17 protein-coding genes are annotated in these 25,180 nt (G+C 74.5%); 5 read left to right on the forward strand and 12 right to left on the reverse strand.

Annotated elements, in window-relative coordinates; all coding sequences use genetic code 11:
• Nucleotides 1-81: 81 nt before the first annotated feature.
• On the reverse strand, nucleotides 82-1,728 hold the full coding sequence (gene aceB, locus ACZ3J7_RS00240) for a malate synthase A (RefSeq protein WP_465615203.1): 1,647 nt from the start codon (nucleotides 1,726-1,728) through the stop codon (nucleotides 82-84).
• Nucleotides 1,729-1,854: 126 nt separating this feature from the next.
• Between aceB and ACZ3J7_RS00245 the strand changes: the two genes are divergently transcribed.
• The gene (locus tag ACZ3J7_RS00245; RefSeq protein ID WP_465615205.1) at nucleotides 1,855-2,625 is read left to right on the forward strand and encodes an IclR family transcriptional regulator; all 771 of its coding nucleotides are present in this window, start codon (nucleotides 1,855-1,857) and stop codon (nucleotides 2,623-2,625) included.
• 12 nt (nucleotides 2,626-2,637) lie between these two features.
• Here the strand turns inward: ACZ3J7_RS00245 and ACZ3J7_RS00250 are convergent, their stop codons facing one another.
• Together ACZ3J7_RS00250 and ACZ3J7_RS00255 are read right to left on the reverse strand one after the other, a co-directional pair.
• Nucleotides 2,638-3,876 carry an SUKH-4 family immunity protein gene (locus ACZ3J7_RS00250; protein WP_465615207.1) on the reverse strand — a complete coding sequence of 413 codons (1,239 nt, stop codon included), beginning with the start codon at nucleotides 3,874-3,876 and terminating at the stop codon, nucleotides 2,638-2,640.
• Between the two features lie 17 nt (nucleotides 3,877-3,893).
• Entirely contained in the window at nucleotides 3,894-6,296 is a 2,403-nt protein-coding gene (locus ACZ3J7_RS00255) for a tetratricopeptide repeat protein (protein ID WP_465615209.1), read from the reverse strand.
• A gap of 252 nt (nucleotides 6,297-6,548) precedes the next feature.
• On the opposite strand from ACZ3J7_RS00255, the gene ACZ3J7_RS00260 reads away from it, so the two are divergent.
• Both ACZ3J7_RS00260 and ACZ3J7_RS00265 read left to right on the forward strand, forming a co-directional pair.
• Nucleotides 6,549-6,746: a hypothetical protein gene (locus ACZ3J7_RS00260; protein ID WP_465615211.1), complete on the forward strand. Its 198-nt coding sequence runs from the start codon at nucleotides 6,549-6,551 to the stop codon at nucleotides 6,744-6,746.
• Between the two features lie 266 nt (nucleotides 6,747-7,012).
• Nucleotides 7,013-7,480 carry a hypothetical protein gene (locus ACZ3J7_RS00265; protein WP_465615213.1) on the forward strand — a complete coding sequence of 156 codons (468 nt, stop codon included), beginning with the start codon at nucleotides 7,013-7,015 and terminating at the stop codon, nucleotides 7,478-7,480.
• Nucleotides 7,481-7,640: 160 nt separating this feature from the next.
• Here ACZ3J7_RS00265 and ACZ3J7_RS00270 read toward each other — a convergent pair whose 3' ends face one another.
• Nucleotides 7,641-8,801 carry a glycoside hydrolase family 16 protein gene (locus tag ACZ3J7_RS00270; RefSeq protein ID WP_465615214.1) on the reverse strand — a complete coding sequence of 387 codons (1,161 nt, stop codon included), beginning with the start codon at nucleotides 8,799-8,801 and terminating at the stop codon, nucleotides 7,641-7,643.
• A 716-nt stretch (nucleotides 8,802-9,517) separates the two neighbouring features.
• Between ACZ3J7_RS00270 and ACZ3J7_RS00275 the strand changes: the two genes are divergently transcribed.
• Nucleotides 9,518-9,844, forward strand: a complete 327-nt coding sequence (locus ACZ3J7_RS00275; RefSeq protein WP_014139373.1) for a MoaF-related domain-containing protein — start codon at nucleotides 9,518-9,520, stop codon at nucleotides 9,842-9,844.
• Between the two features lie 19 nt (nucleotides 9,845-9,863).
• On the opposite strand, the gene ACZ3J7_RS00280 is transcribed toward ACZ3J7_RS00275, so the two are convergent.
• Both ACZ3J7_RS00280 and ACZ3J7_RS00285 read right to left on the reverse strand, forming a co-directional pair.
• Nucleotides 9,864-11,045 (reverse strand): alpha/beta hydrolase, encoded by a 1,182-nt coding sequence (locus ACZ3J7_RS00280; RefSeq protein WP_465615216.1) that lies wholly within the window; start codon nucleotides 11,043-11,045, stop codon nucleotides 9,864-9,866.
• 251 nt (nucleotides 11,046-11,296) lie between these two features.
• A complete protein-coding gene (locus ACZ3J7_RS00285; RefSeq protein WP_465615218.1) occupies nucleotides 11,297-12,061 on the reverse strand; it encodes an SDR family NAD(P)-dependent oxidoreductase in 765 nt (254 codons plus the stop codon).
• Between the two features lie 197 nt (nucleotides 12,062-12,258).
• On the opposite strand from ACZ3J7_RS00285, the gene ACZ3J7_RS00290 reads away from it, so the two are divergent.
• Nucleotides 12,259-12,894 carry a TetR/AcrR family transcriptional regulator gene (locus ACZ3J7_RS00290; RefSeq protein WP_465615220.1) on the forward strand — a complete coding sequence of 212 codons (636 nt, stop codon included), beginning with the start codon at nucleotides 12,259-12,261 and terminating at the stop codon, nucleotides 12,892-12,894.
• Between the two features lie 73 nt (nucleotides 12,895-12,967).
• On the opposite strand, the gene ACZ3J7_RS00295 is transcribed toward ACZ3J7_RS00290, so the two are convergent.
• The 6 genes from ACZ3J7_RS00295 to ACZ3J7_RS00320 form a co-directional block, all read right to left on the reverse strand.
• Nucleotides 12,968-13,831, reverse strand: a complete 864-nt coding sequence (locus tag ACZ3J7_RS00295) for a universal stress protein (protein ID WP_465615222.1) — start codon at nucleotides 13,829-13,831, stop codon at nucleotides 12,968-12,970.
• Between the two features lie 153 nt (nucleotides 13,832-13,984).
• Nucleotides 13,985-15,637, reverse strand: coding sequence for a bifunctional aspartate transaminase/aspartate 4-decarboxylase (locus tag ACZ3J7_RS00300; RefSeq protein WP_465615224.1), 1,653 nt, complete (start codon nucleotides 15,635-15,637; stop codon nucleotides 13,985-13,987).
• Between the two features lie 52 nt (nucleotides 15,638-15,689).
• A complete protein-coding gene (gene aspT / locus ACZ3J7_RS00305; protein WP_465615226.1) occupies nucleotides 15,690-17,387 on the reverse strand; it encodes an aspartate-alanine antiporter in 1,698 nt (565 codons plus the stop codon).
• 6 nt (nucleotides 17,388-17,393) lie between these two features.
• Nucleotides 17,394-19,076, reverse strand: a complete 1,683-nt coding sequence (gene aspT / locus ACZ3J7_RS00310; RefSeq protein WP_465615228.1) for an aspartate-alanine antiporter — start codon at nucleotides 19,074-19,076, stop codon at nucleotides 17,394-17,396.
• A 187-nt stretch (nucleotides 19,077-19,263) separates the two neighbouring features.
• Nucleotides 19,264-21,435 (reverse strand): MMPL family transporter, encoded by a 2,172-nt coding sequence (locus tag ACZ3J7_RS00315; RefSeq protein ID WP_465615230.1) that lies wholly within the window; start codon nucleotides 21,433-21,435, stop codon nucleotides 19,264-19,266.
• Nucleotides 21,436-21,577: 142 nt separating this feature from the next.
• Nucleotides 21,578-25,030, reverse strand: a complete 3,453-nt coding sequence (locus tag ACZ3J7_RS00320) for a BTAD domain-containing putative transcriptional regulator (protein ID WP_465615232.1) — start codon at nucleotides 25,028-25,030, stop codon at nucleotides 21,578-21,580.
• Nucleotides 25,031-25,180 lie beyond the last annotated feature (150 nt).

Consider the following 25,180-nt stretch of genomic DNA (forward strand, 5'->3'; position numbering starts at 1 on the left):
GCTCCTTTCGTCGGGCCGCCCCGCACCGCGGCCGACGTGAGGGTGCCTGCGGTGCGGGGCGGGGTGCGGGGGAAGGTGCGCTCAGTCGATGAGGGCGAGCGCGGGGAGGGTGAGGAAGTCGGGGAAGTCCTCGGCGAGGGCGACCTGCTCGAACAGCGCGGCGGCTTCCGTCCAGCGTCCGGCGGCGTACCCCTGCTCGCCCAGTTCGCCCTGCAGGGCGGTCAGTTCCTCGGCGACCAGGCGGCGGACGAGTTCGGCGGTGGCCTTCTCGCCGGTGTCGGCGAGCAGGACGCCGTTGTGGATCCACTGCCAGATCTGCGAGCGGGAGATCTCGGCGGTGGCGGCGTCCTCCATCATGTGGAAGATGCCGACGGCGCCGAGTCCGCGCAGCCAGGCCTCGATGTAGCGGAGGCCGACCTGGACGGCGTTGTGCAGTCCGGCGCGCGTGCAGCTGCCGCCGGCGCCGGCCACGTCGAGGAGGTCGGCGGGGGTGACCGGCTCGGGCGAGCCGGGGGCGTCCTTCTGGTGGGGGCGCTCGCCGAGCACGGCGTCGAAGCAGGCGCGGGCGACCGGCACCAGGTCGGGGTGGGCGACCCAGGAGCCGTCGAAGCCGCCGGCGGCCTCCCGCTCCTTGTCGGCCCGGACCTTGACCAGCGCGGCGGCGTTGACCTCGGGGTCCTTGCGGGAGGGGATGAACGCGGCCATGCCGCCGATGGCGTGCGCACCGCGCCTGTGGCAGGTCCGCACGAGCAGGCGGGTGTAGGCGGCCATGAACGGGGAGGCCATGGTGACGGTGTTGCGGTCGGGCAGGACGTACCGCGCGCCGGCGTCCCGGAAGTTCTTCACGATGGAGAACAGGTAGTCCCACCGGCCGGCGTTCAACCCGGCGGCGTGGTCGCGCAGTTCGTAGAGGATCTCGTCCATCTCGAAGGCGGCGGTGATGGTCTCGATCAGCACGGTGGCGCGGATCGTGCCGTGCGGGACGCCGAGGGCGGCCTGGGCGTGGGTGAAGACCTCGTTCCAGAGCCGGGCCTCCAGGTGGCTCTCGGTCTTGGGGAGGTAGAAGTACGGGCCGGAGTTGGGGTCCTGCTCGCCCTTGGCGAGCAGCCGGGCGGCGTTGTGGAAGAAGTACAGGCCGAAGTCGACGAACGCGCCGGCCACCGGGGCGCCGTCGACGGTGAGGTGCCGCTCGTCGAGGTGCCAGCCGCGCGGGCGGACCACGACGGTGGCGAGTTCGGCGGCGGGCTTGAGGGTGTAGGCCTTGCCCTGCGCGCTGGTGAAGTCGATCCGGCCCTCGAAGGCGTCGATCAGGTTGACCTGGCCGGAGATGACGTTCTCCCAGGTGGGGGCGGTGGCGTCCTCGAAGTCGGCGAGCCAGACCTTCGCACCGGAGTTGAGCGCGTTGACGACCATCTTGCGGTCGGTGGGGCCGGTGATCTCGACCCGGCGGTCGGTGAGCGCGCGCGGGGCGGGGGCGACCCTCCAGTCGCCGGAGCGGACGTCGGCGGTGTGCGGCAGGAAGTCCAGCGTCCCGGTGCGGGCGATCTCGGCGCGGCGCTCGCGACGGGCGGCCAGCAGCTCCCGGCGGCGGCCGTCGAACCTGCGGTGCAGGTCGGCGACGAACTCGAGCGCCGCCGCGGTCAGCACCTCCTCGGCACGCGGCACCGGCGGACCGACGACCGTGACACCGGGGACGGCGGGGGACGGACCCTGATCTGCGGCGGCCATGGGCAGGACTCTCCTCGGGCTGTTCCGTTCTGTACAGTGGAGACTAGTTTCCGCGATACAGAATTTCAACGGTTTGTTGATGATCGCGTGGACTCTACTCCTCCCCGGACATGGAAGGGAACGCTCGTGGCCAGCACCTCCCCCGAACGCACCACCGGATCGGTGCAGTCCGTCGAGCGCGCCTTCCAGCTCCTCGAAGCGCTCGCCGACTCCGGCGGCATCGCCACCCTCAGCGAACTGTCCGCCACCTCCGGCCTGCCGATGCCGACCATCCACCGCCTGGTCCGCACCCTGGTCGCCCAGGGGTACGTCCGGCAGGACACCGCCCGCCGCTACACCCTCGGCCCGCGCCTGATCCGCCTCGGCGAGACCGCCGGCCGCCTGCTCGGCTCCTGGGCCCGCCCGTACCTGGCCGAACTCATGGAGGCCACCGGCGAGACCGCCAACCTGGCCGTCCTGGAGGGCGGCGAGGTGGTCTACGTCGGGCAGGTGCAGTCCCGCCGCTCGATGCGCATGTTCACCGAGGTCGGCCGCCGCGTCCAGCCCCACTGCACCGGCGTCGGCAAGGCGCTGCTCGCCCAGCTCCCCGAGGACGAGGCCCGCGCCCTGCTCGGACCCGGCCCGCTCCAGGCCCACACCCCGCACACCGTCACCGAGCCCGGCGCGCTGCTCGCCCAGCTCGCCACCGCCCGCGACCTCGGCTACGTGGTCGACGACCAGGAGCAGGAGATCGGCGTCCGCTGCATCGCCGTCGCCGTCCCCGGCGCCCCCACCCCCACCGCGCTCTCCGTCTCCGGCCCCGAGGCCCGCGTCCAGGCCCTCGAAGCCCAGTCGGGCGCGGCCGGCCTCGTCCCGCGCATGCAGTCCATCGCCGCCCGCCTCGGCGAAGTCCTCTGACCCGCCCCCGCCTCAGCCCTCGCTCAGGTGCCGCAGGAGCCGGTGCCAGTACCCGTCCGGGTCGGCGACCGCCTCCGGGTCGACCCGCCGCAGCAGCGCCGTGAAGCGCCGCCCGACCCCCGCCGGGTCGAGGTGGTCGTCGTGCCGGAAGCCCGGCTCGTGGAACGGGCGCTCCGCCTCCAGGACGTGCAGCGCGAGGACGAACGCGTCGATCCGGGTCGCGACCACCTGCGGGGCCCCGCCGTCCGGGACGTGGTGGACCCGGCCGGTGCCGGTGTCCAGGTGGAAGCCGCCCCCGCCGGACCGGCCGAGCACCAGCCGGTCCGCCCCCCGCTCCCCCGCACCCCGCGCGAGTCCGGGGTGCGGCTCCAGGAACGCGGCGTGCCGCGGCAGCCCGACCTCCCGCAGGAACACCCGGCTCGGCCGGTGCGCGACCGCGGCCGCCGACCGCTCGTCCAGGGTGACCGTCCCGCCCTCGCCGAACACCGCCTCGGCCGTCGCCCGGTCGAGCAGGAAGCCGTGCAGCAGCGCGTCGTCGGGTCCGGCCGGCGCCCCGAAGTCGATGTCCGACAGGCAGAACCGGAAGCGCTCGGCCGCCAGCAGCAGCCGCTCCTGCTGCCGCTCCAGCGCCACCGCGCAGCGCTCCACCTCCACCGGGTCGAACGCGTGCTCCGGGCCGACGTCCTCCCCCCGGTCCAGCGCCGCGAACAGCTCGGCGGAACGCGACCGGCCGGGCCCGCTCGACGCCTCCTCGACGATCGCCTCCAGCCGGTCCCCCGCGACCTCGCCGATCTGGTCCAGCGCGTAGTGCTCCAACTCCCCCTGCAGGTGGTCGATCTGCCGCTCGGCCCGGTCGGCCCGCTCCGCCACCGGCCGGCCTCCGTCCGCCGCCAGCGCCACCATCTCCTCGACCACCTCGTTCTGCATGGTCGCGATCACGTCCGCCGCCGCCCCGAGCCGCGCCGCGCACGTCCGCGCCGCGTCCACCATCCGGGCCATCCGCCCCTGCGCCGCCTCCCGGTACTCGGCCTGCAACGCCTCGTACACCGGCCCCCGGTAGTGCGCCCCCAGGCCGGTCAGCACCCGCAGCCCCTCCTCCAGGTTCTCCTCCATCGCGTCGGCCAGCTCCCCCACGTACCGCCCGAACCGCCGCACCGCCCCGTCGTTGGACCGCTCCCACACCACCCCGGCCCCGTCGAGGAACGCCCGCGCCTCCCCCGGCAGTTCAGCCGTCCACACCTCGGTTCCCATGCGGCCCACGCTACCCGTCACGCGACGCCCGGCCCCTCGGACCCGTCGGACCCGTCAGACCCGTCGGACCCGTCCGGCTCGTCCGGCCCGTCCGGCTTGGCCAGGGCGGCGAGGGCCTTCGCCTCGTCCCCGGTCCTGCGGTACGCGGCGGCCGCCTCCTCCCGGACTGCCCGGACCTCGGCGGCGGGGCGACCGGCGGCGAGCAGGGTGTCGGCGAGCTCGTCGGCGGCCCAGCCGAGGTTGTACTGGTAGTCCAGCGCGCGGAACAGGGCGGTGGACCGCCGCCCGGCCTCCACGGCCTGCTCGAACTTTCCCGAACTCCTCAGCGTGACACCGAGGTTGTTCCACGCGACGGCTTCGCTCCGCGGCCTGCCGAACTTCTGGTCCTCCAGCAGTGCGATGCGGTGGGCCTGCTCGGCCTCTTCGAGTCGCCCGGACTCCTGCAACACGAGGCCCAGGCCGGCCCAGCTCTCCGCGGTCGCCCGCACCTCCTCCTCCGCGCACATGGCGATGGCGGTGCGGTGGACCTCCTCCGCCTCCTCCAGCCGCCCCAATCGCATCAGCGCGTACCCCAGGAAATTCCAGACGGCCGCTTCGAGCTGCCGCATCCCGAGCTCCCGGGTCAACACCAACGCGGATCGGAAGACCCGCTCGGACTCCTCGAACCGCTCGGAGTTGTTCAGCGCGCCCCCCAGCTGGAGCAGGCTCGCGGCCTCCCGCTTCGGATCACCGGAATCCCGCGCCGAGGCCAGGAAGATCTCCGCCACGGCCAGGTCCTCCTCCAGGCGTCGGCGCGCGCGGAGGTAGTTCGAGAGGTGGAACGCCAGGTCCGCGACGATGCCGTGGTGCCCCGTCTCGTAGGCGACCTGAACGGCGGCGACGAGGTTGGGTCGCTCGGCGTCCAGGGCGGCCAGGCCACTGGCCGAGCGCCCGAGGCCCTGCCGGGTCTCTTCGAACAGCCACTCCTTCTCGGCCTCGACCACCCGCTTGTAGTGCTGGAGCAACCGCCGAAGCGCCACGGTCGTGCTCCCGGCTTCCGCGCGCGCCAGCTCGTCGGCGTAGGCGCGCACCAGGTCGTGCATCCGCCACCGGCCGGTCTCCGGGTCCTGTCGGATCAGGCTGGCCCGGGAGAGCGCGACCAGGCGCAGCCGGACGTCCTTGAGCTTGGCGATGCCGGTCGCGGCCGCGGCGGCCTCCAGCGCCAGGTCCGGGCCGGGGTTGACCGCCAGCAGCCGGAACACCTCGGCGTGGGTGGGCGCGAGCCGCCGGTACGAGCGCTCCAGCACGCCGCGCACCGCCCGCGAGCCGTCCTCCAGCAGGTCCAGCCGGTCCTTCACGTCCTCCAGCTCGTCGGCGAGTCGGGTCGGCCTCAGTCCCCGGTCGCCGACCAGTTGCCCGACCGCGATCCGCAACGCCAGCGGCAGGTAGCCGCACAGCGCCGCGATCCGGGCCGCGCCTTCGGGGTCCTGGGCGATCCGGGCGTCCTTCGGCAGGACCAACCGCAGGACGGCGTCCAGGAGTTCGACGGCCCGCTCCGGTGTGAGGACGTCGAGGTCGACCAGGTGGGCGTCCAGCGCGGCGGCGAAGTCGTCGCGGGAGGTGACCAGCAGCCGGTGCGGCCCGGGCGGGGGCACCAGGTGCGCGACCTGCTCGACGGCGGAGGCGTTGTCGGCCAGCACGAGGACGCGCTCGCCCGCCCTGCCGCGGGCGTCGAGCCGGGCGCGGTAGAGGGCGGCGCGCCGGTCGGTGCCGGGCGGGATCTGCTCGGGCGCGGTGCCCAGGGCGCGCAGCACGGCGTCCAGCGCCTGGCCGGCGTCGAGGACGCTGTCGTCGTAGCCGTGCAGGTCGAGGAAGAGCACGCCGGTGAACAGCCCGCGCCGCACCGCCTCGTGGCCGACGGCCAGGCCCAGCGTCGTCTTGCCCATGCCGCCCATCCCGTGCACGGACGCCACCAGCACGGCCTGCTCCGCACCCGCGGCCGGGTCGAGGAGGGCCAGCAGCCCGTCGAGGTCGGCGTCGCGTCCGGTGAACCCGCGCGGGACGGCGGGCAGTGGGTCGAACGAGGAGAGCACCGACCCGTCCTGCTCCAGCCGGTCCAAGGCCTTGACCAGTTCGCCGTGCCGTCCCCGCCAGTACGCGACCTCTCCGCGCTCGCCGCCCAGCACGGCGCCCACCGTCCCGGCGTGCTTGCGGCAACCCTCGACGAACGCCCGGACGGTCTCCCAGCGCGGGATCCCGTAGGCGCCCCGCTTCCCGCCCAGCAGTTCGCTGACGCCGCTGGTGCTCAGTCCTCCCCCGGCCGCGCGGCACAGCTGCGTGCCGGTGGGGCTCCCGGCGTCGGCCCGCAACTCCGCCAGCTCCCGGGCGAACTCGCCGATCTCCGCCTGCGCCGCCGCGCCCTGCCCGCGTCCCCGCCCCACCGGACCTCCTCCACCACCCGAACGTCCGCCGACGTCCGCCACCGTCCGCCACCGTCCGCCGCTGTCCGCCGGTGTCCGCCGGTGTCCGCCGACCGGCCTCCCACCCTAGCGTTCACCTGCGGTGACCCGGGCCGCTTCCGCGTTCGTCCGGGTCCGTCCGCGGATCCGCCGACCACCGCTCCGCCCAAGGATCGTGGTGCCCACGCCGGCCGGCCGAACCCACCACCACCGCGACCCGTCAGGGGAGGACCCATGTCCCGCGCACACCGCCCCACCACCCGCACCGACCGCGCCGATGGCGCCGACCGCACCACGAAGCGCCCCGCCCGCGCAGCCCGCACCGACCGCCCGCTCACCGACCAGGTGGCGCGCGGCGCCGCCGCCGGAGCGACCCGGTCGCTGGTGGACTGGCTGATCGAGCTGGTCCGCGCCCACTTCACCGCCGGCTGAACCGGCCCTCCGCTCCGGGCAGGTGCCCTCGGCGAGGCGGGTCGCCCTCCGCCCGGGTGAACTCCCGGCAGTCCCGCCACCAAGGCACGACCAGGGCACCACCAGGGCGCCACCAGCAGCAGCCGCAACAGCTCCGGCAGCCCGACGGCCAGCAGCGGAGGCGGAGGGGTCACGCGCCGCACGGCAGCGGCGTGGTCCGACGCGACCGTCGGGGCGCCGTGACTACGCTGAGTCCCCGACCCATCACGTTCCGACGGAGGACACCCGTGCACCGTCTCCTCTCCCTGCTCGCCGCCCCCGCCCTCGCCCTGGGCGCCCTCGGCACCCTGGCGGCACCGGGCGCAGCCGCCGCCCCTTCCGACTCGGACCTGCGCGTGGTCCGCCTCGACCCCGACCCGGTGGCCCCGGGCGGCACCACCACGGTGCACGGCTTCGTCGCCAACGGCGGCCCGCAGACGGCCGCTTCACCCTTCACCGTGGTGATCGACCTCCCCCCGGGCTTCACCCCGACCGGCCCCTACTTCCCGTCCTCCTGCACGGCCTCCGGACGGACCGTCAGCTGCACCTTCCCCGCCGGCCTCCCCCCGCTGCGCTCCGCGACGGCGCTGGTGCCGGTGCGGGCGGACGCCTCGCTGCCCCACGGCCTGAAGACCGTGGGGCAGGTGCGGGTGGTGAGCGCGGACGACCACAACCCGACGAACAACCTGACGCCGTTCACGCTCACCGTTTCGTGACCGGACATCAAATGTCGCGTCATCGATGAAACGTCATCGATGACGCGACATTTGATGTCACGACATCCGTGCGCGAACACCGATGTCACGTCACCGATGCCGCCTCACGCATGACACGACACCGGTGCCACCTCACGCATGACACGTCATCGGTGTCTCGTCACCGGTACACCCGCAGGTAGTCCGCGCTGAACGCGATCGCCGCGCCCCCGCTCGCCGCCGGGTGGTACTGCCCGGCGCTGAGCGACAGGTTGAGGATGGGGTAGGCGGACCAGTTCGCGCCGACGCCCGTCCCGTCCGAGTAGACCTTGGCGCCGTTGACGTACCAGTCGACCGAGTCGGCGCCGTAGTAGGTGCCGATGGTGACCCAGCGGTCGGGGGCGATCGCGGTGGCGTCGGTGTGGTACTTCAGGGCGGGGCGGATCCGGTTGGAGAGTTCCAGCAGGTTCGGGTTGTCGGGGTGGTACTCGAAGCTGTCGATCTCGTTGTTGCCGTCCTTCCAGGTCCACAGCGCGGGCCAGGCGCCGTCGCCGGCCGGGAGCTTCACCCGGGCCTCGACGTAGTCGCCGGTGCGGACCTGGAAGCCGTCCTTGCTGTACTCGGTGGTGAGCAGCCCGGTGTCCCAGGCCTGCTTCCCGTTCTCCAGGGTGTGCGCGGAGGGCGTGGCGGTGAAGGTGGCGACGCCGCCGGAGACGGTGACGGCGGACGGGGTGAGCCAGTCCAGCTTGTTGTCGTCGGGGTTGTGGTCGCCGTAGCGGTAGGCGCTGCTGCGGTCGCCGGTCCACTTGCTGCCCCAGGCGATCGACCCGGAGAACTCCTCCCCCCAGGTCAGCGCCTTGCCCTGGGCGGGGCCCGCGGGGGTGTCGGGGGCGGTGGGGGCGGTGTCCGCGACGGTCAGGGTGCGGCTGGGCAGGTTGTGCCAGCCGCCCGCGGTGTCCTGCCAGAAGCCGAACTGGGTGTAGGTGCCGGCCGGGAGGGTGCGCGCGCCGGTGGTGACGGTGGTGCCGCCCGAGCAGATCCGGACGTTGCTCGCGCTGCCGGGGAAGTCCAGGTTGGTCCCGGCCGCGTCGCGGATGCCGACGCCGACGGTCTTCGCGGTGAAGCAGCGGTTGGCGTGCAGGGTGACCGAGGCGGTGCTCGCGCCGCCGGCGGTCATCCCGGTGGGGGCGAGCCGGTCCTGGACGACGGTGGTGGCGGTGCCGAGGGTGGTGAGGGCCTGCGCCGGGGCGGCGGCGATCGGTACGCCGACCAGTGCGGCGGCGCCCGCCAGCACGCCGAGGCGGAGCGGGCGGGAGGTGGTGGCAAGGGTGGTGGGTCGCATGGGGTGTGGTCCTCCGCGACGCCTGCGAGGTGAGCTGTCGGGTTCGGACGCCGCGGCTCCCGGACGGTCTCCCCGCACCGGTCCCCGCGCGCACCCGGCCGCTCCCGCACGTACCCGTCGGGTGCCGGACGCCGGACGTGAGGAGACCGGACGCCGGACACCGGACGCGTACGCGTCGGACTGCGCGTACGCGTGGGACGCGTACCTGCGCGCGGCTTCACCCCGAGCCGCGCCGGTGCCCGCCGCCGGGCAGGGGCGGGGGGCTGGGGCAGGCGCGGCGTACTGTCGTGGGTCCCCCGCTCCCGCCCGTGGTGTGCTGTGGGAACGCCGTCGGGCGGGCGGGATTCGGCGTCCCGGCGGCGGGTGCGCCCGGTTCGGGACGCACTCGCAGGCTAGGCGGATTGTCGCTTTGTCTCCAATAGTCGAGGCCCTGCTGAGAGCACTCTCACACCACGCTCCGTCACCCCGGCCGGGCCGGGGCCCGGCCGGTCACGGCGGACGCCCGACCGGGTTCCGGGTGGTCGGGGCGGTCGGGCGGCGCGGTGCGGCCGACCGCCGGGGCACCGCCGGCGGCGGTGCGGCACAGCGGACTTCGTCCGCCGACCCACCCCCTGAGCGACCCCCCGGTCCGATAGGTTGGGCGGGTGCGGCCGTCCCGGCCGCGCCCGCACCACCACACCGACCGCCCGCCCGTACCGAGGACCGAGGACCACCCCATGAACGCCCCCCTGCCGGGCTTCGCCGGCCGCACCTACCTCTTCGAGGTCGACAACGGCGCCTCCTTCCGCAACTCCTACTCCGCGGACGGCACCCGGCTGCGCTGGGAGGGCCTCGGCGAGTCGGCCGGCCAGTACGAGGACGTCCCGCTGCACGTCGCGGCCGTCGCCCCGAACGTCTGGTTCGTCTCCTGGACGGAGCGCAGCGGCATCACCGTCAGCCACGTGATGGACCTCAACGCCCTGACGGTGAAGGTGTTCTGGACGTGGGAGGGCGAGACCGGCCGGGTCGGCGAGCTGCACACCGGCACCCTCACCCCGGCCTGAGTCCCGCCCCGGAGGGCGCTCAGGCCCTCAGCCGCGCCGACAGGAACTGGAACCCGGACGGCAGCAGCTTGATCCACGTCGTGTAGTTGTGGCCGCCCTCGGGGACGGACGCGACGCCGGTGGTCAGCGGCGGCTTCGCGGCGGCGGTGAACGCGTCGGCCTCGGCGCGGAAGTCGCCGTCGCCCTTCTCCGCGCCGCTGAGCATGATCCCGGTGGCGGGCATCGGCAGGTTGCGCAGCCGCCACAGCAGGTCGGCCTCGTCGCGGCGGCGCTGGCTGCCCTTGAACAGGTCGCCGGTGGTGACGTCCTCGGCGGCCTTGAGGTACCCGGAGATGGAGACGCCGCCCGCGAACACGTCGGGGTGGCGCATGGCGAGTTTCGCGGCGCAGTAGCCGCCGGTGGAGTTGCCCATCACGCCCCAGGCGCCGGGGCCGGTGGCGACCCGGTAGGTGGCGCCGATCGCGCGCGGGACGTCCTTGGCGAAGTACGTCTCGGACTGCGGGCCGCCGGGGACGTCCTCGCACTCGGGGTCGGTGGGCATCGCGGGCGAGGGCCGCATCAGCACCAGGACGGTGGGCCGCATCCGGCCGGCCCGGATCTCGTCCAGGGCGACGCCGGGGTAGTTGAAGCGGGTGATCAGTGCCTTGGCGTCGCCGGGGAAGCCGGTCATCGCGATCACCGCGGGGAACTTCCGCTGCTCGTTGCCGGGTTGGAAGTACTGCGGCGGCAGGTAGACGTACCCGTCGGTGCTGAGTCCGGTGCGGGCGCCGGGGATCCGGACGGCGCGGATCGCGCCGACCTGCTGCGGGTCGCGCCCGCTGGTGTTGACGGGCTCGCTGCCGGTCTCCTCGGCGGGCAGCACCGGCAGGTCCGGCGGGTCGGCCTCGGCCGAGGAGGCGGGCGAGGCGGACGGGGCGGAAGCGGCGGGGGCGGGCGCGACGGCGGCCTGGACGGAGACCGGGGCGTCCGGTCCGGTGCCCAGCAGGTCGTTCCAACTGCTGTAGAACGAGAAGTAGTTGTTCGCGAGCAGACCGAGCACGGCGAGCAGCGCGAGCTGGCTGCCGAGCAGCGCGCCGATCCGTCCGAGCATCGCCCGCCAGTGCTTCCCGGCGAGGGCGGGCCACCACCAGACGGTCGCGCCGAGGACGACCAGCGCGACCTCGATCGTGAACAGCAGCAGTGTCGTGCTGGTGAGCCCCATGCCCCGTGGTCCCCGTGCCTTCCGTCGTCTTCCGCTCCCGGCCCCGCCCTCCCCCGCGCGGTCGACGGTCGACGGTCGGCGGCCGGGACGGGGCTCGCGACGTGCCGCGGGCACGTGCGGCAAGCAGTATGCCCGCCGCCGGGGTGACGCCCCGACCCGGCCCCTCGGTTCCCGGAAGCGGGGAGGGGACCGGGCGGCGGGTCAGGGACCGGGGCCGGGCGGCGGATCAGGGACCGGGGCCGGGCGGCGGATCAGGCGTGGGTGCCGCCGTCGATCCGGATCTCGGTGCCGGTGACGAACGCGCCGTCGTCGGAGGCCAGCATGGCGATCACGCCGGCGACCGTCTCGGGGCCCGCGAAGCCCTGGCCGAGGGCGGGCTGCAGCTTGCCGAACCACGACATGTCGGCGTCCGCGGGCAGGCCGGGGTCGGCGGTCATGCCGGAGGCGATCGAGCCGGGCGCGACGCTGACCGCGCGCAGGCCCTGCTTGGCGTACTCGGCGGCGATGGCGTGCGTGAAGGACTGGATGCCGCCCTTGGTCGCGGCGTACGCGGCCATGTAGGGGTGGGCGAAGGAGGCGGAGGTGGAGGAGAAGTTGACCACCACGCCGCGGCCGGTGGCGAGCAGCGCGGGCAGCGCCTCGCGGGTGACCAGGAAGGTGCCGGTCAGGTTGACCGCCAGCATCCGGTTCCAGAACTCCAGCGTGGTCCGCTCGGTGTGCGCCGAGCGCAGGATGCCGGCCGCGTTGACCAGCACGTCCAGGCCGCCGAGGCCGGTGATCGCGCCGCCGACGCCGGCCCGGACGGACGCCTCGTCGGAGATGTCGACGACCGCGGTGCTCAGCCGCCCGGCGGTGCCGTCGGCCTCGGCCTGCTCCCGGGTCGCGGCGAGGCCGGCCTCGGACACGTCGACGGCGACCACGGTGCCGCCCTCGGCCAGGATCCGGTGGACGGTGGCCCGGCCGATGCCGGAGCCGGCGCCGGTGATCAGGACGCGGCGGCCTTCGAAACGCTTCATGACGGGGGTCTCCCTGTGGTGCGGACGGGGGCCGGGCGGTCGGCCCCGCCCCTCGATGTGCACGGTACGCCTGGATGGCACGTTGTGCCACTTCCGCATTCCGTGACGCTCCCCGGCTACGCTGGAGGCCGCCGAACCGCACCCGCGGGCCCGCACACCCACCCGCGGGCCCGCACGCACGCACCGGGGGAACCGCCATGTCCGAACACGCCCCGCCCTCGCTCACCGAGCGCCGCAAGGCCGCCACCCAGCAGGAGATCGCGCTCGCCGCGGCCCGCCTGTTCGCCGAGCACGGCGCCGAGGGCACCACCGCCGAGGACATCGCCCGCACCTCCGGCGTCTCGCTGCGCACCTTCTACCGCTACTTCCGCACCAAGGAGGACGCGGTCGCCCCGCTGCTCGCCGAGGGCTCCCGCCAGTGGGTCGCGCTGCTCGCCGCCACCGCCCCCGGCACCCCGCCGCTCACCGCCCTGCTGGACTCCGCCCGCGCCTCCCTCACCCCCGCCCCGGGCCGCGCCGCCGAGTCGCTGGCCTGGACCCGCGGCCTGCTCCGCGCGATGCCGGACGACCCGGCGCTGCGCGACGTGTGGCACCGGGTCCACCACGACGCCGAGGCGGCGCTGCGCCCCGTCCTGGCCGGGCTCACCGGGCTGGCCGCCGAGGGCCCGGACGCCCGCCTGCTGGCCGCCGCCGCGAACACCGCGATGCGGGTCGCCGTCGAGTCCTGGGCGGCCGCCGACACGCCCCCGACCGCCGCGGCCGACCTCGCCGACACCGCCTTCCGCCGCCTGGTCGGCCCCCTGCTGCTCCCGCTGCCCGACGGCTCTGCCTGACGGTCCTGCCCGACGGCCCTGCCCGACGGCCCTGCCCTGCCTGACGGTCCTGCCCGACAGCCCGGCCCGACGGTCACACCGGGACGACGGCCACCGGGCAGTGCGCGTGGTGCAGGACGGCGTGCACGGGCGTCGACAGCCGCAGGCCGAAGCGCGGCGCGGGCTCGTGCCGGGAGGCCACCAGCAGGGCGGCGGTGCGGGACTCCTCGACCAGGGTCGCGGCGGTGCCCCCGGTCAGCTGGTGGCTCTCCACCTCGACGTCCGGGTAGTCCTCGCGCACCGGGTCGCAGGTGCGGCGCAGCAGCTGCTCGTGCAGCCGGGACTCCTCGCCGAGTTCGTCGACCATCGGCGCCATCCGCCCGACGTCGGCCACCACCGGCGACCAGGTGTGCACGGCCCGCACCGGCAGGCCCCGGCGGGCGGCGGTCGCGCAGCCGAACCGCAGCGCGGCGGCGTCCCGTTCGTCGTGGACGGCGACCAGCACCGGCCCGTCCGGGTGACCGGCGGCGCGGACCACCACCACCGGGCAGTCGGCGTGCGCGGCGACCCGCAGGCTGACCGAGCCGAGCAGCAGCGAGGCGAACCCGCCGTGGCCGCGCGTCCCGAGGACGGCGAGCGAGGCGTGTTCGGCGGCGGTCAGCACGGCCTCCCCGGCGTCGCGCGGGACGACGTCGCCGGTGATCCGCAGTCCCGGGTGGGCGGCCGCGAGTCTCGACTGGACGCCCTCCAGCAGCTCCGCGGCCTCCCGCAGGATCAGGTCGGTGACGCCGGCCCCGGTGCGCGGCGAGAGCGTCACCGTCCCGGTGTTGACGGCGTGCACCAGGTGCAGCCCCGTCCCCCGCCACTCCGCCTCCCGGGCGGCCCACTCCGCCGCCTCGGCGGCGGGCTCCGACCCGTCGACCCCCGCCACCACTCCGTTGGCCGCCCTGATCTCCATGGCACACTCCTCGGCCCCGGGTCGCCCCGGCCGCTCCCCTCCAGCATGCGCCGCCCATCCCGGCCCGGACAACCAGGGGCGGCCCCCGCCCGGACGCGCCGGTGCCCGCCCGGGGCGTTCCCGGACGGGCACCGACAGGCGGGGGGGCGGCGGTCAGTTGCCGCCGGCGGCGCGCCACTCGGTGCGGTAGTCGTCGAGGATGGCCTTCAGGTGGTGGCCGATCTTGAGGTAGTCGAGGTCGTCGAGGTTGGCGAGCGAGACCCGGACCGACCACTGCGGGCCGTCGAAGCCGCCGCCGTTGAGCAGGACGACGCCGGTCTGTTCGGCGAGGCGGAAGAGCGGTTCGGTGGGTTCGTAGTTCTTCTGCAGGAAGGCGGCGAACCCGGGCCCGGAGGTGCGTTCGGCCTCGGCGAGCAGGTCGAGTTCGATGTAGTAGCCGGCCCGCTGCGGGTCCTCGGAGATCTTCATGCCGGAGCCTTCGAGCAGCAGGCCGAGGCGCTGCTGGACGATGGCCTGCACCTTGGCCTTGTAGGCCTTGCCCTCGGGGAGCAGCGCGAAGAGCGAGAACAGGGTGAGCTGGGCCTGCTGCGGGAGGGAGAGTCCGGCGGTGTGGTTGAGGGCGACCTGGCGGGAGTCGGCGACCAGGCGGTCGATGAAGCGGATGCTGCCGGGGTCGAGGCTGAGGCTGCCGTAGCGCTTGGCGAGGCGGTCCTTGTCGGCCTGCGGGAGGGCGGCGAGGGCGTCGTCGATGACGTTGTCGCGCTGGAGGCCGATGACGCCGAGGCGGTGGCCGGTGCAGCCGTAGTGCTTGGAGTAGGAGTAGACGAGCAGGGTGTTGCGGGGCAGCTCGGCGGCGATGCTGCGGAAGTGGTCGACGAAGGTGCCGTAGACGTCGTCGGTGACGATGATCAGGCCCGGGTTGTCGGTGGCGACGATGGACTTGATCTGGTCGGTGACCCGCTGGGAGAGCGCGAGCGAGGGCGGGTTGCTGGGGTTGACCAGGCAGACGAGTTTGACGGCGGGGTCGGCGAGCTTGGCGACCTCCTCGGTGGGGTAGCGCCATTCGCGGACGCCGGCCTCGGCGAAGGAGGAGGCTTCGACCGTGACGACGTCGAACTCGTAGGTGTCGAGTTCGGGGATCTCGATGTAGGGGGTGAAGACCGGCACCATCAGGGCGATCTTGTCGCCCTTGTGCAGGATCCCGTTCTTCATCAGGGAGTCGAAGATGTAGCACATGGCGGCGGTGCCGCCTTCGGTGGCGAACAGGTCGAGGTCGCCCTCGGGGGGCCGGCGGTCCATCAGTTCGTCGTGCAGGTAGCCGATGACGACCTGTTCGGCGCCGGGCAGCATCCGGTCGGGGACGGGGTAGTTGTCGCCGATCGCGGCGTCCGCGAGTTCGTGCAGGAAGGCGTCACGGTCGAGGTCGAAGCGGTCGACGGCGAGGCTGACGCAGGCGGAGAGCAGGTCGATGCCGGGCAGTTCGGGGTGGGAGCGGGCGAAGTGGTCGTAGCGTCCGGCGATGCCGTCCTGCTCGGGCATGCCGCCGAGGTTGTCGGCGGTCCAGACCCGGCGGGACTCGCCGAGCGCGAAGTGGCCGAGGGCGAGCATCGCCTCGCGCGGGCCGGTGCACACCCAGTTGGGGTTGCCGCGGCCGGCGTTGAGCATGTGGGCGGTGGTCTTGCCCTTCTGCCCGGGCTGGTCGGCCTGGTACTGCTCGGCGAGCCTGATGAACTCGCCCTTGAGTTCGAACGGGCTGAGCCGGGAGAGGCGCTGGATCTCCTCGCGGCTGATCGACGGCTTGCTCATGGTGCGTGTTCCTTCGACGGGGACGACGGGGAAGACGGGGGACGGCGGGAGGTCATCCGAGCAGGGCGACGATGATGGCGCCCCAGATGGTCAGCAGGACGTTGCCCGCGGCGTACGGGATGGTGTAGCCGAGGGTGGGGATCTGGCTGCGGGAGGCTTCGTTGATCGCGCCGATCGCGGCGGTGGTGGTCTGCGCGCCGGCGACCACGCCCATCAGGATCGGCGGGCGCATCCTGAACACGAAGTGGCCGATCAGCAGGCCGACCACCAGCGGGGCGACGGTGGCGACGGCGCCCCACAGCAGGAGGCCCCAACCGGCTTGGGAGAGGCCGCTGGTGAAGCTCGGTCCGGCGTTGATGCCGACGATGGCGACGAACGCGCACAGGCCGAGGGTGTCCATGAACCACTGGGCGCCGGGCGGCACGTTGCCGTAGGTGGGGTACTTGCCGCGGATCCAGCCGAAGACCAGGCCCATGATGAGCGCGCCGCCGGAGGTGGAGAGGCTGATCGGCACGCCGCCCAGGGTGAGCGCGGGGATGCCGATGCAGCCGCCGAGGAAGATGCCGAGGCCGACCCAGGTCATGTCGGTGGCGAAGCTGGTCGGCACGGGTTTGCCGATCGCCCTGGCGGCCGGTTCGACCAGCCGCTGCGGGCCGGAGAGCAGCAGGGTGTCGCCGCGTTCGACCTGGGTGGTGAGCCGGTAGGGGAACTCGGCGCCGGAGCGGTAGACCTTGTCGACGAACACGCCGACCATGAACGGCTCGCGCCGCAGGTCGGCGATGGTCTTGCCGAGCTGGGCCTTCTCGGAGGCGACGACGTGCAGGTGCTCGGTCTGGTAGCCGAGCAGTTCGACGTCGTCGCTCTCCGGGCCGATGGCGCTGACCGGGTCGAGTTCGACCAGGTCGTGGCGGAGCGCGCTGACGGCGAGCACGTCGCCGCGTTCGATGACGGTCTGCTGGTCGTGGTCGAGGATCGTCCCGTCGCGGCGGACCCGGGTGAGGTAGATCCGGCGGCCGGCGGCCTGCTCGCGCTGTTCGAACTGCTCGATGGTGGAGCCGATCGGGCCGTTGACGGCGGTGTAGGCGCGCAGCACGACCTCGTAGTAGCCCTCGGCGAGGTCGGGGTCGTCGGCGGGGGCGTCGAGTTCGGCGGCGAGCTCGCGGGAGTCGGCGGCGAGGTCGCTGTGCAGGAAGCGGGGGGCGATGTTGGCCAGCAGGATCGCGCACAGGATGGTGCCGAGCGGGTAGGTGACGGCGTACCCGATCGGGACGAGGTTCTGCTGGGCGGTGATCTGGTCGGCGCTGAGGCCGGGCAGGCCGGCGATGGCGTCCTGGGCGACGCCGATGACGGCGGACTGGGTGAGCGCGCCGCCGAGCAGTCCGGCGCCCAGCCCCGGTCCGTAGCCGAGCATTTCGGCGAAGCCCCAGCAGATGGCCAGGCCGCTGACGCAGACCGCGGCGGTGACCGCGACCTGCGGCAGCCCGTCCTTCTTGAGGCCGCGGAAGAACTGCGGGCCGACCTTGTAGCCGAGGGCGAACAGGAACATGATGAAGAACACCGACTTGACGGTGCCGTTGACCTCGACCTCGGTCACCCAGCCGGTGAACAGGCCGGCGATCAGGCAGCCGGTGACGGCGCCCAGGCCGATGGCCTTCCAGTGCAGGCGGCCGACGAGGAAGCCGATCGCGATGGTCAGGAAGATCAGCAGTTCGGGATAGGGCTTGAAGACGTGGTCGGTGATCCAGTCCATCCGGTGTCACCCTCCGTTCAGGCCGACCAGGCCGACCAGTAGCGGTCCGGTCAGCGGCAGCAGGAAGTTGGAGATGGTGTAGGTGATGGTGTAGCCGAGCATCGGGACGCTGCTCTGCGCGACGTTGCCGACGGCGGTGATCGCGGGGGTGGAGCACTGCTGCCCGGCGATCGCGCCGACCAGGATCGGCGGTTCGATCTTGAGGAGGCGGCGTCCGATGAACAGGCCGAGGAAGGCGGGGACGACCACCATCAGGATGCCGGAGACCGGCAGCAGGACGGGGTACTGCTTGAGCAGCGGCCCGGCGTCGGGGCCGGCGGCCATGCCGGTGACGGCGATGAACATGGCCAGGCCGAGGTCCTTCATGGTCTGCGCGGCGACCGGCGGGTAGGCGCCGAAGGTGGGGCGCAGCGAGCGGAACCAGCCGAAGACCAGGCCGGCGATCAGGCAGCCGCCGCCGGTGCCGAGGGTCAGGTTGATCTCGCCGAAGTGGACGTTGACCTTGCCGAGCAGGACGCCGAGGCAGATGCCGAGCGACATGTAGACGTAGTCGACGGTGTCCGAGCGGACGGTGGCGCCGACCTTGGCGGCGAACTTCTCGACCCGGGAGCGGGCGCCGACCACGGTGAGGGTGTCGCCGCGGTGGACCTCGGTCTCGCCGACGGCGGGCAGGTGGTGGTCGACGCGCTGGATGTCGGTGAGGAAGACGCCGCCGGTGGCGTCGTGGTCCTGGTCGCGGATGGCGTTGAGGGTGTGCCCGGCGACCGCCTTGTTGGTGACCACGATCTCGCGGACCGCCATCGGGCTGTCCAGGCCGGGGACGCCGCTGGTCTCGGGGCCGAGTTCGTGTCCGGCGTCGAGCACGGCGGCGCGCCGGCCGACCACCAGCACCTGGTCGCCGCGGCGCAGCACGGGGTCGTCGTCGACGGTGAGCTTCTTGCCGCCGCGGCTGACCGCCTCGACGGTGACGAGCTGTCCGGAGCGTTCCTGGAGCTGGCTGATCCGGGTGCCCTCGCCCTGCGAGACCAGGTAGGTGCGGCCGACCAGGGCGGGCAGCGAGGGGGCCTCGCCGGGTTCCAGTTCGCCGCCTTCGCCGCGCATCTTCTCCCAGACCTTGCGGGAGGCGTCGGCCAGGTTGATCCGCATCAGCATCGGGAAGAGCTGGCTGGTCAGCAGGACGATGCTGATCAGGCCGAACAGGTAGCAGACCGAGTAGGCGGTGGCGACGTGCGCCTGCAGCTGGGTGGTCTGGTCGGCGGTGATGCCGGGGAGTTTGGCGATCGCGTCCTGCGCGGTGCCGACGGCGGCGGACTCGGTGGCGGCGCCGGCCAGGATGCCGGCGGCGGTGCCGACGTCCAGGTCGAAGGCCTCGGCGATGCCGAGCGCCATCAGCACGACGACGACGGCCTCCATCACGGAGAGCACGCCGAAGCGCAGGCCCTTGGCGTTCATGTTGGCGAAGAACTGCGGGCCGGCGATGTAGCCGAGCGAGAAGATGAACAGGGCGAACGCCACGTTCTTGACGTCGGCGTTGACCGAGACGTTCTGGGCTCCGACCAGCATGGAGACGATCAGGACGCCGCAGATGCCGCCCAGTTGGATCGGTCCGACGCGTAGTTTTCCGACCAGGTAGCCCAGACCCAGGCAGAAGAAGAGGGCGAGAACGGCGTTCTCACGCAGGAGACTCATAAGCGTATTAGATCCGAACTGTTACGTTATGTCCGATTTAACACGCCGTCATGATCATCCTGCTTCGGCGAGCCGCTCCCGCGCCGCCGCGACCAGCCCGTCCGGCGGCTCGCCCACCCGTTCCACCCGTACGCCCGCGGGCCCCGCCGTGCGTACGGCGGGGCCCGCGGGGCGGGGGCGGCGCGGGTCAGACCCCGATCGCCGGCTCCGACCGCTCGGCGGGGGTGCGGGACGGGGGCCCGGCGGGCGCGGCGGGTTCGACGGCCAGCTCGGGCAGCAGGCGGTCGAGCCAGCGGGGCAGCCACCAGTTGAGGCGGCCGAGCAGGGTCATGGTGGCGGGGACGAGGACCATCCGGACCACGGTGGCGTCGACCAGGACGGCCGCGGCCATGCCGACGCCGATCATCTTGACGGTGATGTCGGGGTCGATCGCGAAGCCGGTGAAGACCGCCACCATGATCGCGGCGGCGCTGCTGATCACCCGTCCGGTGGCGGACAGGCCGCGCACCACGCTGCCGCGCGCGTCGCCGGTGGCCAGCCAGTCCTCGCGGACCCGGGCCAGCAGGAACACCTCGTAGTCCATCGACAGGCCGAACAGGACGGTGAACATCAGGATCGGCACCCAGCTGGAGACCGGCACCGCGTGCGGCAGGCCGAGCAGCCTCGCCCCGGCGTCGTGCTGGAAGACCGCCGTCATCACGCCGTACGCGGCGGCCACCGAGAGCAGGTTCATCGCGGCGGCCTTGACCGCGATCACCGGCGCCCGGAACAGCACGGTCAGCAGGATCAGCGACAGCGCGACCACGAACGGGACCACCACCCACAGCCGCTGCGCGAGCCGGTCGGAGATGTCGGCGAACGCCGCGACCTGGCCGGTCACCTCGACGCCCGCCGGGAGCTCGTGGTCGCGCAGCCGCTCCAGCAGCTTCGCGGTGGCCTCGTCCTGCGGGCCGGTCTTGGGCTGGACGCTGATCACGGCGGCGTCCCGGGCCGCGTTGACCCGGGCCGGCTGGACCGCGGCCACCTCCGGATCGGCCGCCAACCTAGCCGCCAGCGCGGGCAGTTCGCCCTCCGGCAGCCGGCCGAGGTCGACCGCGAGCAGCAGCGGCCCGTTCGCGCCGGGGCCGTACGCGTCGGCGACCAGGTCGTACGCCTTGCGGGTGGTGTTGCCGGACGCCTGGCTGCCGGCGTCCTGCGGCCAGGTCCGCATGCCGAGCACCGGGGCGGCCAGGCCGAGCAGCACCGCCAGCGAGAGGACGGCGGCCGCGACCGGGCGGCGGCCGATCATGCCGGCCCAGCGCTCGGTCCGGGTCGGGCCGCCGGCCGGGGCCGTCACCGCCGGGGCGGCCCCGGCGGCGGGCCCCCGGCGTTCGGCGCGGCGCAGCAGGCGCGGGCCGGCCAGCGCGGCGAGCGCGGGCACCAGGGTCAGCGAGGCCGCCATGACCGCGCCGACGGTGGCGAAGGTCGCGTAGCCGAAGGAGGCGTAGACCGACAGGCCGGCCAGCTTGAGGCCGAACAGCGAGACCAGCACCGTCGATCCGGCCACCACCACGGAGGAGCCCGCGGTGGCGTTCGCCTCGGCGGCGGCGGAGCGGGCGTCCAGGCCCCGGCGCAGCCCCTCGACGTGCCGGGAGACCAGCAGCAGCGCGTAGTCGATGCCGACGCCGAGGCCGACCATGGACGCCACGGTGGGCGCGACGTCGCTGATGTCGGTCAGCGCCGACAGCAGGGTGATCAGCCCGATGCCGGTGCCCAGGCCGGCCAGTGCGACCAGCAGCGGCAGGCCCGCCGCGGTCACCGTGCCGAGCGCGACCACCAGGATCACCAGGGCGGCGGCCATGCCGATCGCCTCGGCCGTCCCGTTCGGGGCGCTGAAGTTCTCCGGCAGCTCGCCGCCGAACTCGACCTGGTACCCGGCGTCGGTGGTGGCCCGGGCCGCCCCGCGCAGCGCGTCCAGGCCGGCCGAGCCCTTGAAGTCGGTGATCTTCGCGTCGTAGCCGACCGTCAGCAGCGCGGTGTCACCGGCCCGGGACGGTATCGGCTCGCTGACCGACAGCGCGTGCGGCAGCGCGGCGAGCCGCCCGCGCAGCGCCTCCAGCGGCTCGGCGGGCAGCGCGCGGCCGCCCCGGTCGTGGACCACCACCCGGGCGCTGGTGCCGGAACTGTCCGGGAAGCGCGCGTTCAGCAGGTCCATGCCCGCGGTGGAACGGGTGCCGGGAACGCGGTAGTCGTCGTGCGGTTCGCCGCCGAACGCCTGGGCCAGGCCCAGGACCGCGACGATCAGCAGCGCCCAGGCCGCGACGGTGCGCCAGGGCCGGGCCGCCGCGGCCCCGCCGAGGCGGCCGAGGAGTGTGGACATTGCAGGAGCCTTCCGTGCAGCGGTCGATGCGGTGTCGAACCCCAGTGTGGGAGACGCCGCTTGGAGGCCACTTGGCGGACTCTCGGCAGCCCTTCGGGGCCTGGTTCCGGAGCCTGGTTCCGGGGCCTGGTTCCGGAGTCGGCTAGCGTTCCAGGGCCCGGAGGCCGGCGGCGGCCTCGGCGGCCCAGCCGGGGGCCTCCCAGCGGTGGGCGACCTCGGCGGCCCGGCGGTAGTGCTCGGCGGCCTCGGCGGTGCGGCCCAGGTGGACGGCGAGTTCGGCGAGGGTGAGGGCGATCGGGCGGATCGCGATCGAGGTGGAGGCGGCGCCCGCCACCAGGTGGGCCAACGGGCGCATCTCGTCGAGGAGTTCGGCGGCCTCCGCGCGTTCGTCCAGGGCGATGACCAGGTCGGCGCGCAGTTGCAGGAACAGCGAGCGGAAGTAGTCGGCCTGGACGGCGCCGCCCGTGCCGCGGGCCCGGCGGGCCGCCTCGGGGCCGTGGCCGGCGGCGAGCAGGGCGAGCGCGGTGACGTCGGCGACCAGCGGACCGTACTGGTCGCGGTGCTCCTCGATCAGCGGCAGGGTGTCGGCGAGCCGGCCCTGCCGGTGCGCGATCACGATCCGGATCAGCGCGCCCAGGCCGCCCGCGTGCAGCGAGCCGCGCTCGCGCAGGCCGGTCAGGGCCCGCTCGTAGAGGGCGACGGCGTCCTCGACCCGGTCGGCGGCGAGTTCCAGCATGCCGCGCTGGAACAGCACCACGTCGACGAACTCGACCAGCCCGTAGCGGTGCGCGATCTCCTCGGCGGCGGCCATGTGGCGGCGCAGCGCGGGCAGGTCGCCGTGCACGGCGGCGGCGGTGGCGGCGAGGTGCTCGGCGTGCCAGCGGTAGGCGGGCAGGTCGTGCTCGGTGGCCAGCGCGGCGAGTTCGGCGGCGAGTCCGGCCCGCTCCTCGGGGGCCAACTCGTGGTCGCAGGCGCGGGCCTGGGCGGCGAGGGCGAGGCAGAGCAGCCGCGGGTCGCCTTCGCCGCGGGCGATCGCGACGGCCTCCCGGCCGGCGGTGATCGCCTCCGGGGAGCCCGCGCAGTCGAGTTCCTGGGTGAGCGCGTCGAGCAGCCGGCAGCGGGTGGCGGGCGGCAGGTCGGTGCGGCGCAGCAGCCGGTCGAGCTGCTCGACGGCCTCCCGGTCGAAGGCGCCGTACGGGTGGGTGACCCACGGGGTGGGTTCGGTCCAGGCCGTCCAGGCGGCGATCAGCAGGTCCTCCCGGCCGCTCTCCCGGGCGAGTCGGAGCGCGCGCGCCTTGGTCTCGGTCGCGGCGGTGACCTGCCCGGCCCGGACCTGGGCCCGCAGCAGCGCGCCGAGCAGCTCGATCCGGCGGGCGGCCCGGTCCTCGCCGGGCCGTTCGGCGGCGCGCTCCAGGTTGTCGACGGCCTGCCGGAACAGGTTGACGGCGCTGGGGTGGGCGTAGCGCCGTTCGGCGGCCTCGGCGGCGCGGACGCAGTGGTCGACCGCGAGGGCGGCCGTCCCGGCGGTCGCGGCCTCGGTGAAGTGGTGGGCCAGCGCGGCGAGTTCACCGGGACGCAGGTCGTGCAGGGCGTGTCCGATCCGGCCGTGCAGGCGGGCCCGGCGCAGGCCGCCGAGGTCGGCGTACAGGGTGTCGCGGACCAGCACGTGGGCGAACCGGACGGTGCCGGGCCGGGGTTCGAGCAGCAGGCCGCCCGCGACGGCCGCCTCGACCGCCTCGGTCGCGGCCTCCTCGTCCTGCTCGCCGGCCCGCAGCAGCAGGTCGACGTCGCTCTCCCGGCCCGCGACGGCGGCCAGCCGCAGCAGGTCGACGGCGGGCGCGGGCAGCCGCTCGAAGCGGCGGCGCAGCACGTCCCGGACGCCCTGCGGGACTTGCCGCAGCGCGGTGGAGTCGCCTTCCAGGGCCAGGAGTTGGGCACTCTCGGCGAGGTAGAACGGGTTGCCGCCGGTGCGTTCGGCCAGCGCCCGGACGGTCTCCGGGCGGACCGGCGCCGCGCACACCGCCTCGATCAGCCGGCCCGCGTCCGGCTCGGCGAGGCCGCCGAGCGGCACCCGGACCGGCGATCGCCGGGCCAACCTGGCCAGGACGTCGGCGAGTTCGCCCTCGCCGGGACGCAGCGCGGCCACCACCAGCAGGCCGCCGCCCGGGCCCTCCAGGGGTTGGTCTGCGGCCAACTCGCCCAGGATTTCCCGGGTTTCCGGATCAGCGGCGTGCAGGTCGTCCAGCAGCACGGCGAGCGGTGCGGTGCGGGCCGCGTCGTGCAGCCTGGCGACGACGGCCCGGTGCAGGCGGAACCGGCCCGAGCGGGCGTCCTGCCGTCCGCTCGGGTTCGGGTCGGCGAGCAGCGGGGCGAGCAGCGGGTCGGACGCGGTGGCCGGCTCGTGCCAGGCGAGTTCGCGCAGCACCTCCGTCCACGCCCAGGCGGCGGGGGCGCCCGCGCTCTCCGGACACCGGCCGGTCACCACCCGCCAGCCGTCCGCCTCCAGGCGCTCCCGCACCCGTCCCAGCAGGGTCGACTTCCCGGCCCCGGCCTCCCCGCCCACCAGCGCGAACCCCACCCCGCCCCGGGCCCGCCCGGCCGCCCCCAGCAGCGCCGCCACCTCCCCCTCCCGCCCGACGAACACCTGCGCGCGCCCGCCACCGGCCCCGCCGCGCACGGCGAGGGCACCGGACGGCGCGAGGGCCCGCGCGGCGTCGGGCGCGGGCGCGGGGGCGGGGACGGGTGCGGGTGCGGGGACGGGTGCGGGTGCGGGGGCGGACGGGCTGCTGGGCGCACCGGGCCGGTCCGCTCCGGCGTCTTCCGCCGCAGGCCCGGCGGGCCGGGGCCCGGGGGCCAGGTCTTCGGTGCGCTGGTGCAGGATCGCGGATTCGACGGCGGTGAGCAGGGGGCCCGGGTCGAGGCCGAGTTCGGTGGCGAAGTAGTCGCGGGCGCGGCGGATCGCGGCGAGCGCCTCGGCCTGGCGGCCGGCGTGCCAGAGGGTGAGGGCGAGCAGGCGCCAGGCCTCTTCGCGCAGGGGGTGGTCGTCGACGAGGGCGGCGGCGGCCTGCGCGGCGGGGCGGGTGCGGCCGGCGACGAGGTCGGCTTCGACGGCGGATTCGCGGGCGGTGGTGCGCAGCTCCTCCAGCCGGGTGATCTCGGGGACGGCCCAGGGGCGGTCGGCGAACTCGTGGTAGGCCGGGCCCTGCCAGAGCGCGAGCGCCCGGCGCAGCCGCTCGGCGTCGTCGGCGTCCGGGGCGGGGCCGTCGAGCAGCTCCTCGAAGTCCTGCGCGTCGGTGCGGACGCCGCGCAGCGCGTAGCCGCCGGCCTCGCTGACCAGCAGGCGGGCCTCCTGCCGGGGGCCGCGGGCGGGTTCGAGCAGGCGGCGCAGGTTGGAGACGTACGCCTGGAGGGAGGTGGCGGCCTTGGCGGGCGGGCGGCCGTCCCAGAGGTCGTCGATCAGCCGGTCGGCGGGGACGGCCGTCCCGCGCGCGACCAGGAGTTGGGCGAGCACGCCGCGCTGGCGCGGGCCTCCCAACCGGGTGGCGGCCCCCGCCACGTGCGCCGTCAGCGTCCCGAGCACAGTGATCCGCACCATCGTGGGGCCGAGCCTATGCGATGCCGTCCGGCAGGCGTCGCCGACCTGCGTTCCAAGTGGCTTCCAAGCGCGGGGTGTTCACTCCCCGCACGGGATCCGCTCCCCAGGGTGACCGGCCGGGGCGGCCGCCGCGAACCGGACCGGGTGCGC

The organism is Kitasatospora sp. NPDC015121, from assembly GCF_055562955.1.

What these genes read in the sequence shown, in the direction of transcription:
- ACZ3J7_RS00290 (WP_465615220.1), top strand. Translation starts at nt 12,259, where the DNA reads ATGTCCGAACACGCCCCGCCCTCGCTCACCGAGCGCCGCAAGGCCGCC.
- aspT (WP_465615228.1), bottom strand. Translation starts at nt 19,076, where the DNA reads ATGAGTCTCCTGCGTGAGAACGCCGTTCTCGCCCTCTTCTTCTGCCTG.
- aceB (WP_465615203.1), bottom strand. Translation starts at nt 1,728, where the DNA reads ATGGCCGCCGCAGATCAGGGTCCGTCCCCCGCCGTCCCCGGTGTCACG.
- ACZ3J7_RS00280 (WP_465615216.1), bottom strand. Translation starts at nt 11,045, where the DNA reads ATGGGGCTCACCAGCACGACACTGCTGCTGTTCACGATCGAGGTCGCG.
- ACZ3J7_RS00270 (WP_465615214.1), bottom strand. Translation starts at nt 8,801, where the DNA reads ATGCGACCCACCACCCTTGCCACCACCTCCCGCCCGCTCCGCCTCGGC.
- aspT (WP_465615226.1), bottom strand. Translation starts at nt 17,387, where the DNA reads ATGGACTGGATCACCGACCACGTCTTCAAGCCCTATCCCGAACTGCTG.
- ACZ3J7_RS00300 (WP_465615224.1), bottom strand. Translation starts at nt 15,637, where the DNA reads ATGAGCAAGCCGTCGATCAGCCGCGAGGAGATCCAGCGCCTCTCCCGG.
- ACZ3J7_RS00285 (WP_465615218.1), bottom strand. Translation starts at nt 12,061, where the DNA reads ATGAAGCGTTTCGAAGGCCGCCGCGTCCTGATCACCGGCGCCGGCTCC.
- ACZ3J7_RS00260 (WP_465615211.1), top strand. Translation starts at nt 6,549, where the DNA reads ATGTCCCGCGCACACCGCCCCACCACCCGCACCGACCGCGCCGATGGC.
- ACZ3J7_RS00250 (WP_465615207.1), bottom strand. Translation starts at nt 3,876, where the DNA reads ATGGGAACCGAGGTGTGGACGGCTGAACTGCCGGGGGAGGCGCGGGCG.
- ACZ3J7_RS00275 (WP_014139373.1), top strand. Translation starts at nt 9,518, where the DNA reads ATGAACGCCCCCCTGCCGGGCTTCGCCGGCCGCACCTACCTCTTCGAG.
- ACZ3J7_RS00295 (WP_465615222.1), bottom strand. Translation starts at nt 13,831, where the DNA reads ATGGAGATCAGGGCGGCCAACGGAGTGGTGGCGGGGGTCGACGGGTCG.
- ACZ3J7_RS00320 (WP_465615232.1), bottom strand. Translation starts at nt 25,030, where the DNA reads ATGGTGCGGATCACTGTGCTCGGGACGCTGACGGCGCACGTGGCGGGG.
- ACZ3J7_RS00315 (WP_465615230.1), bottom strand. Translation starts at nt 21,435, where the DNA reads ATGTCCACACTCCTCGGCCGCCTCGGCGGGGCCGCGGCGGCCCGGCCC.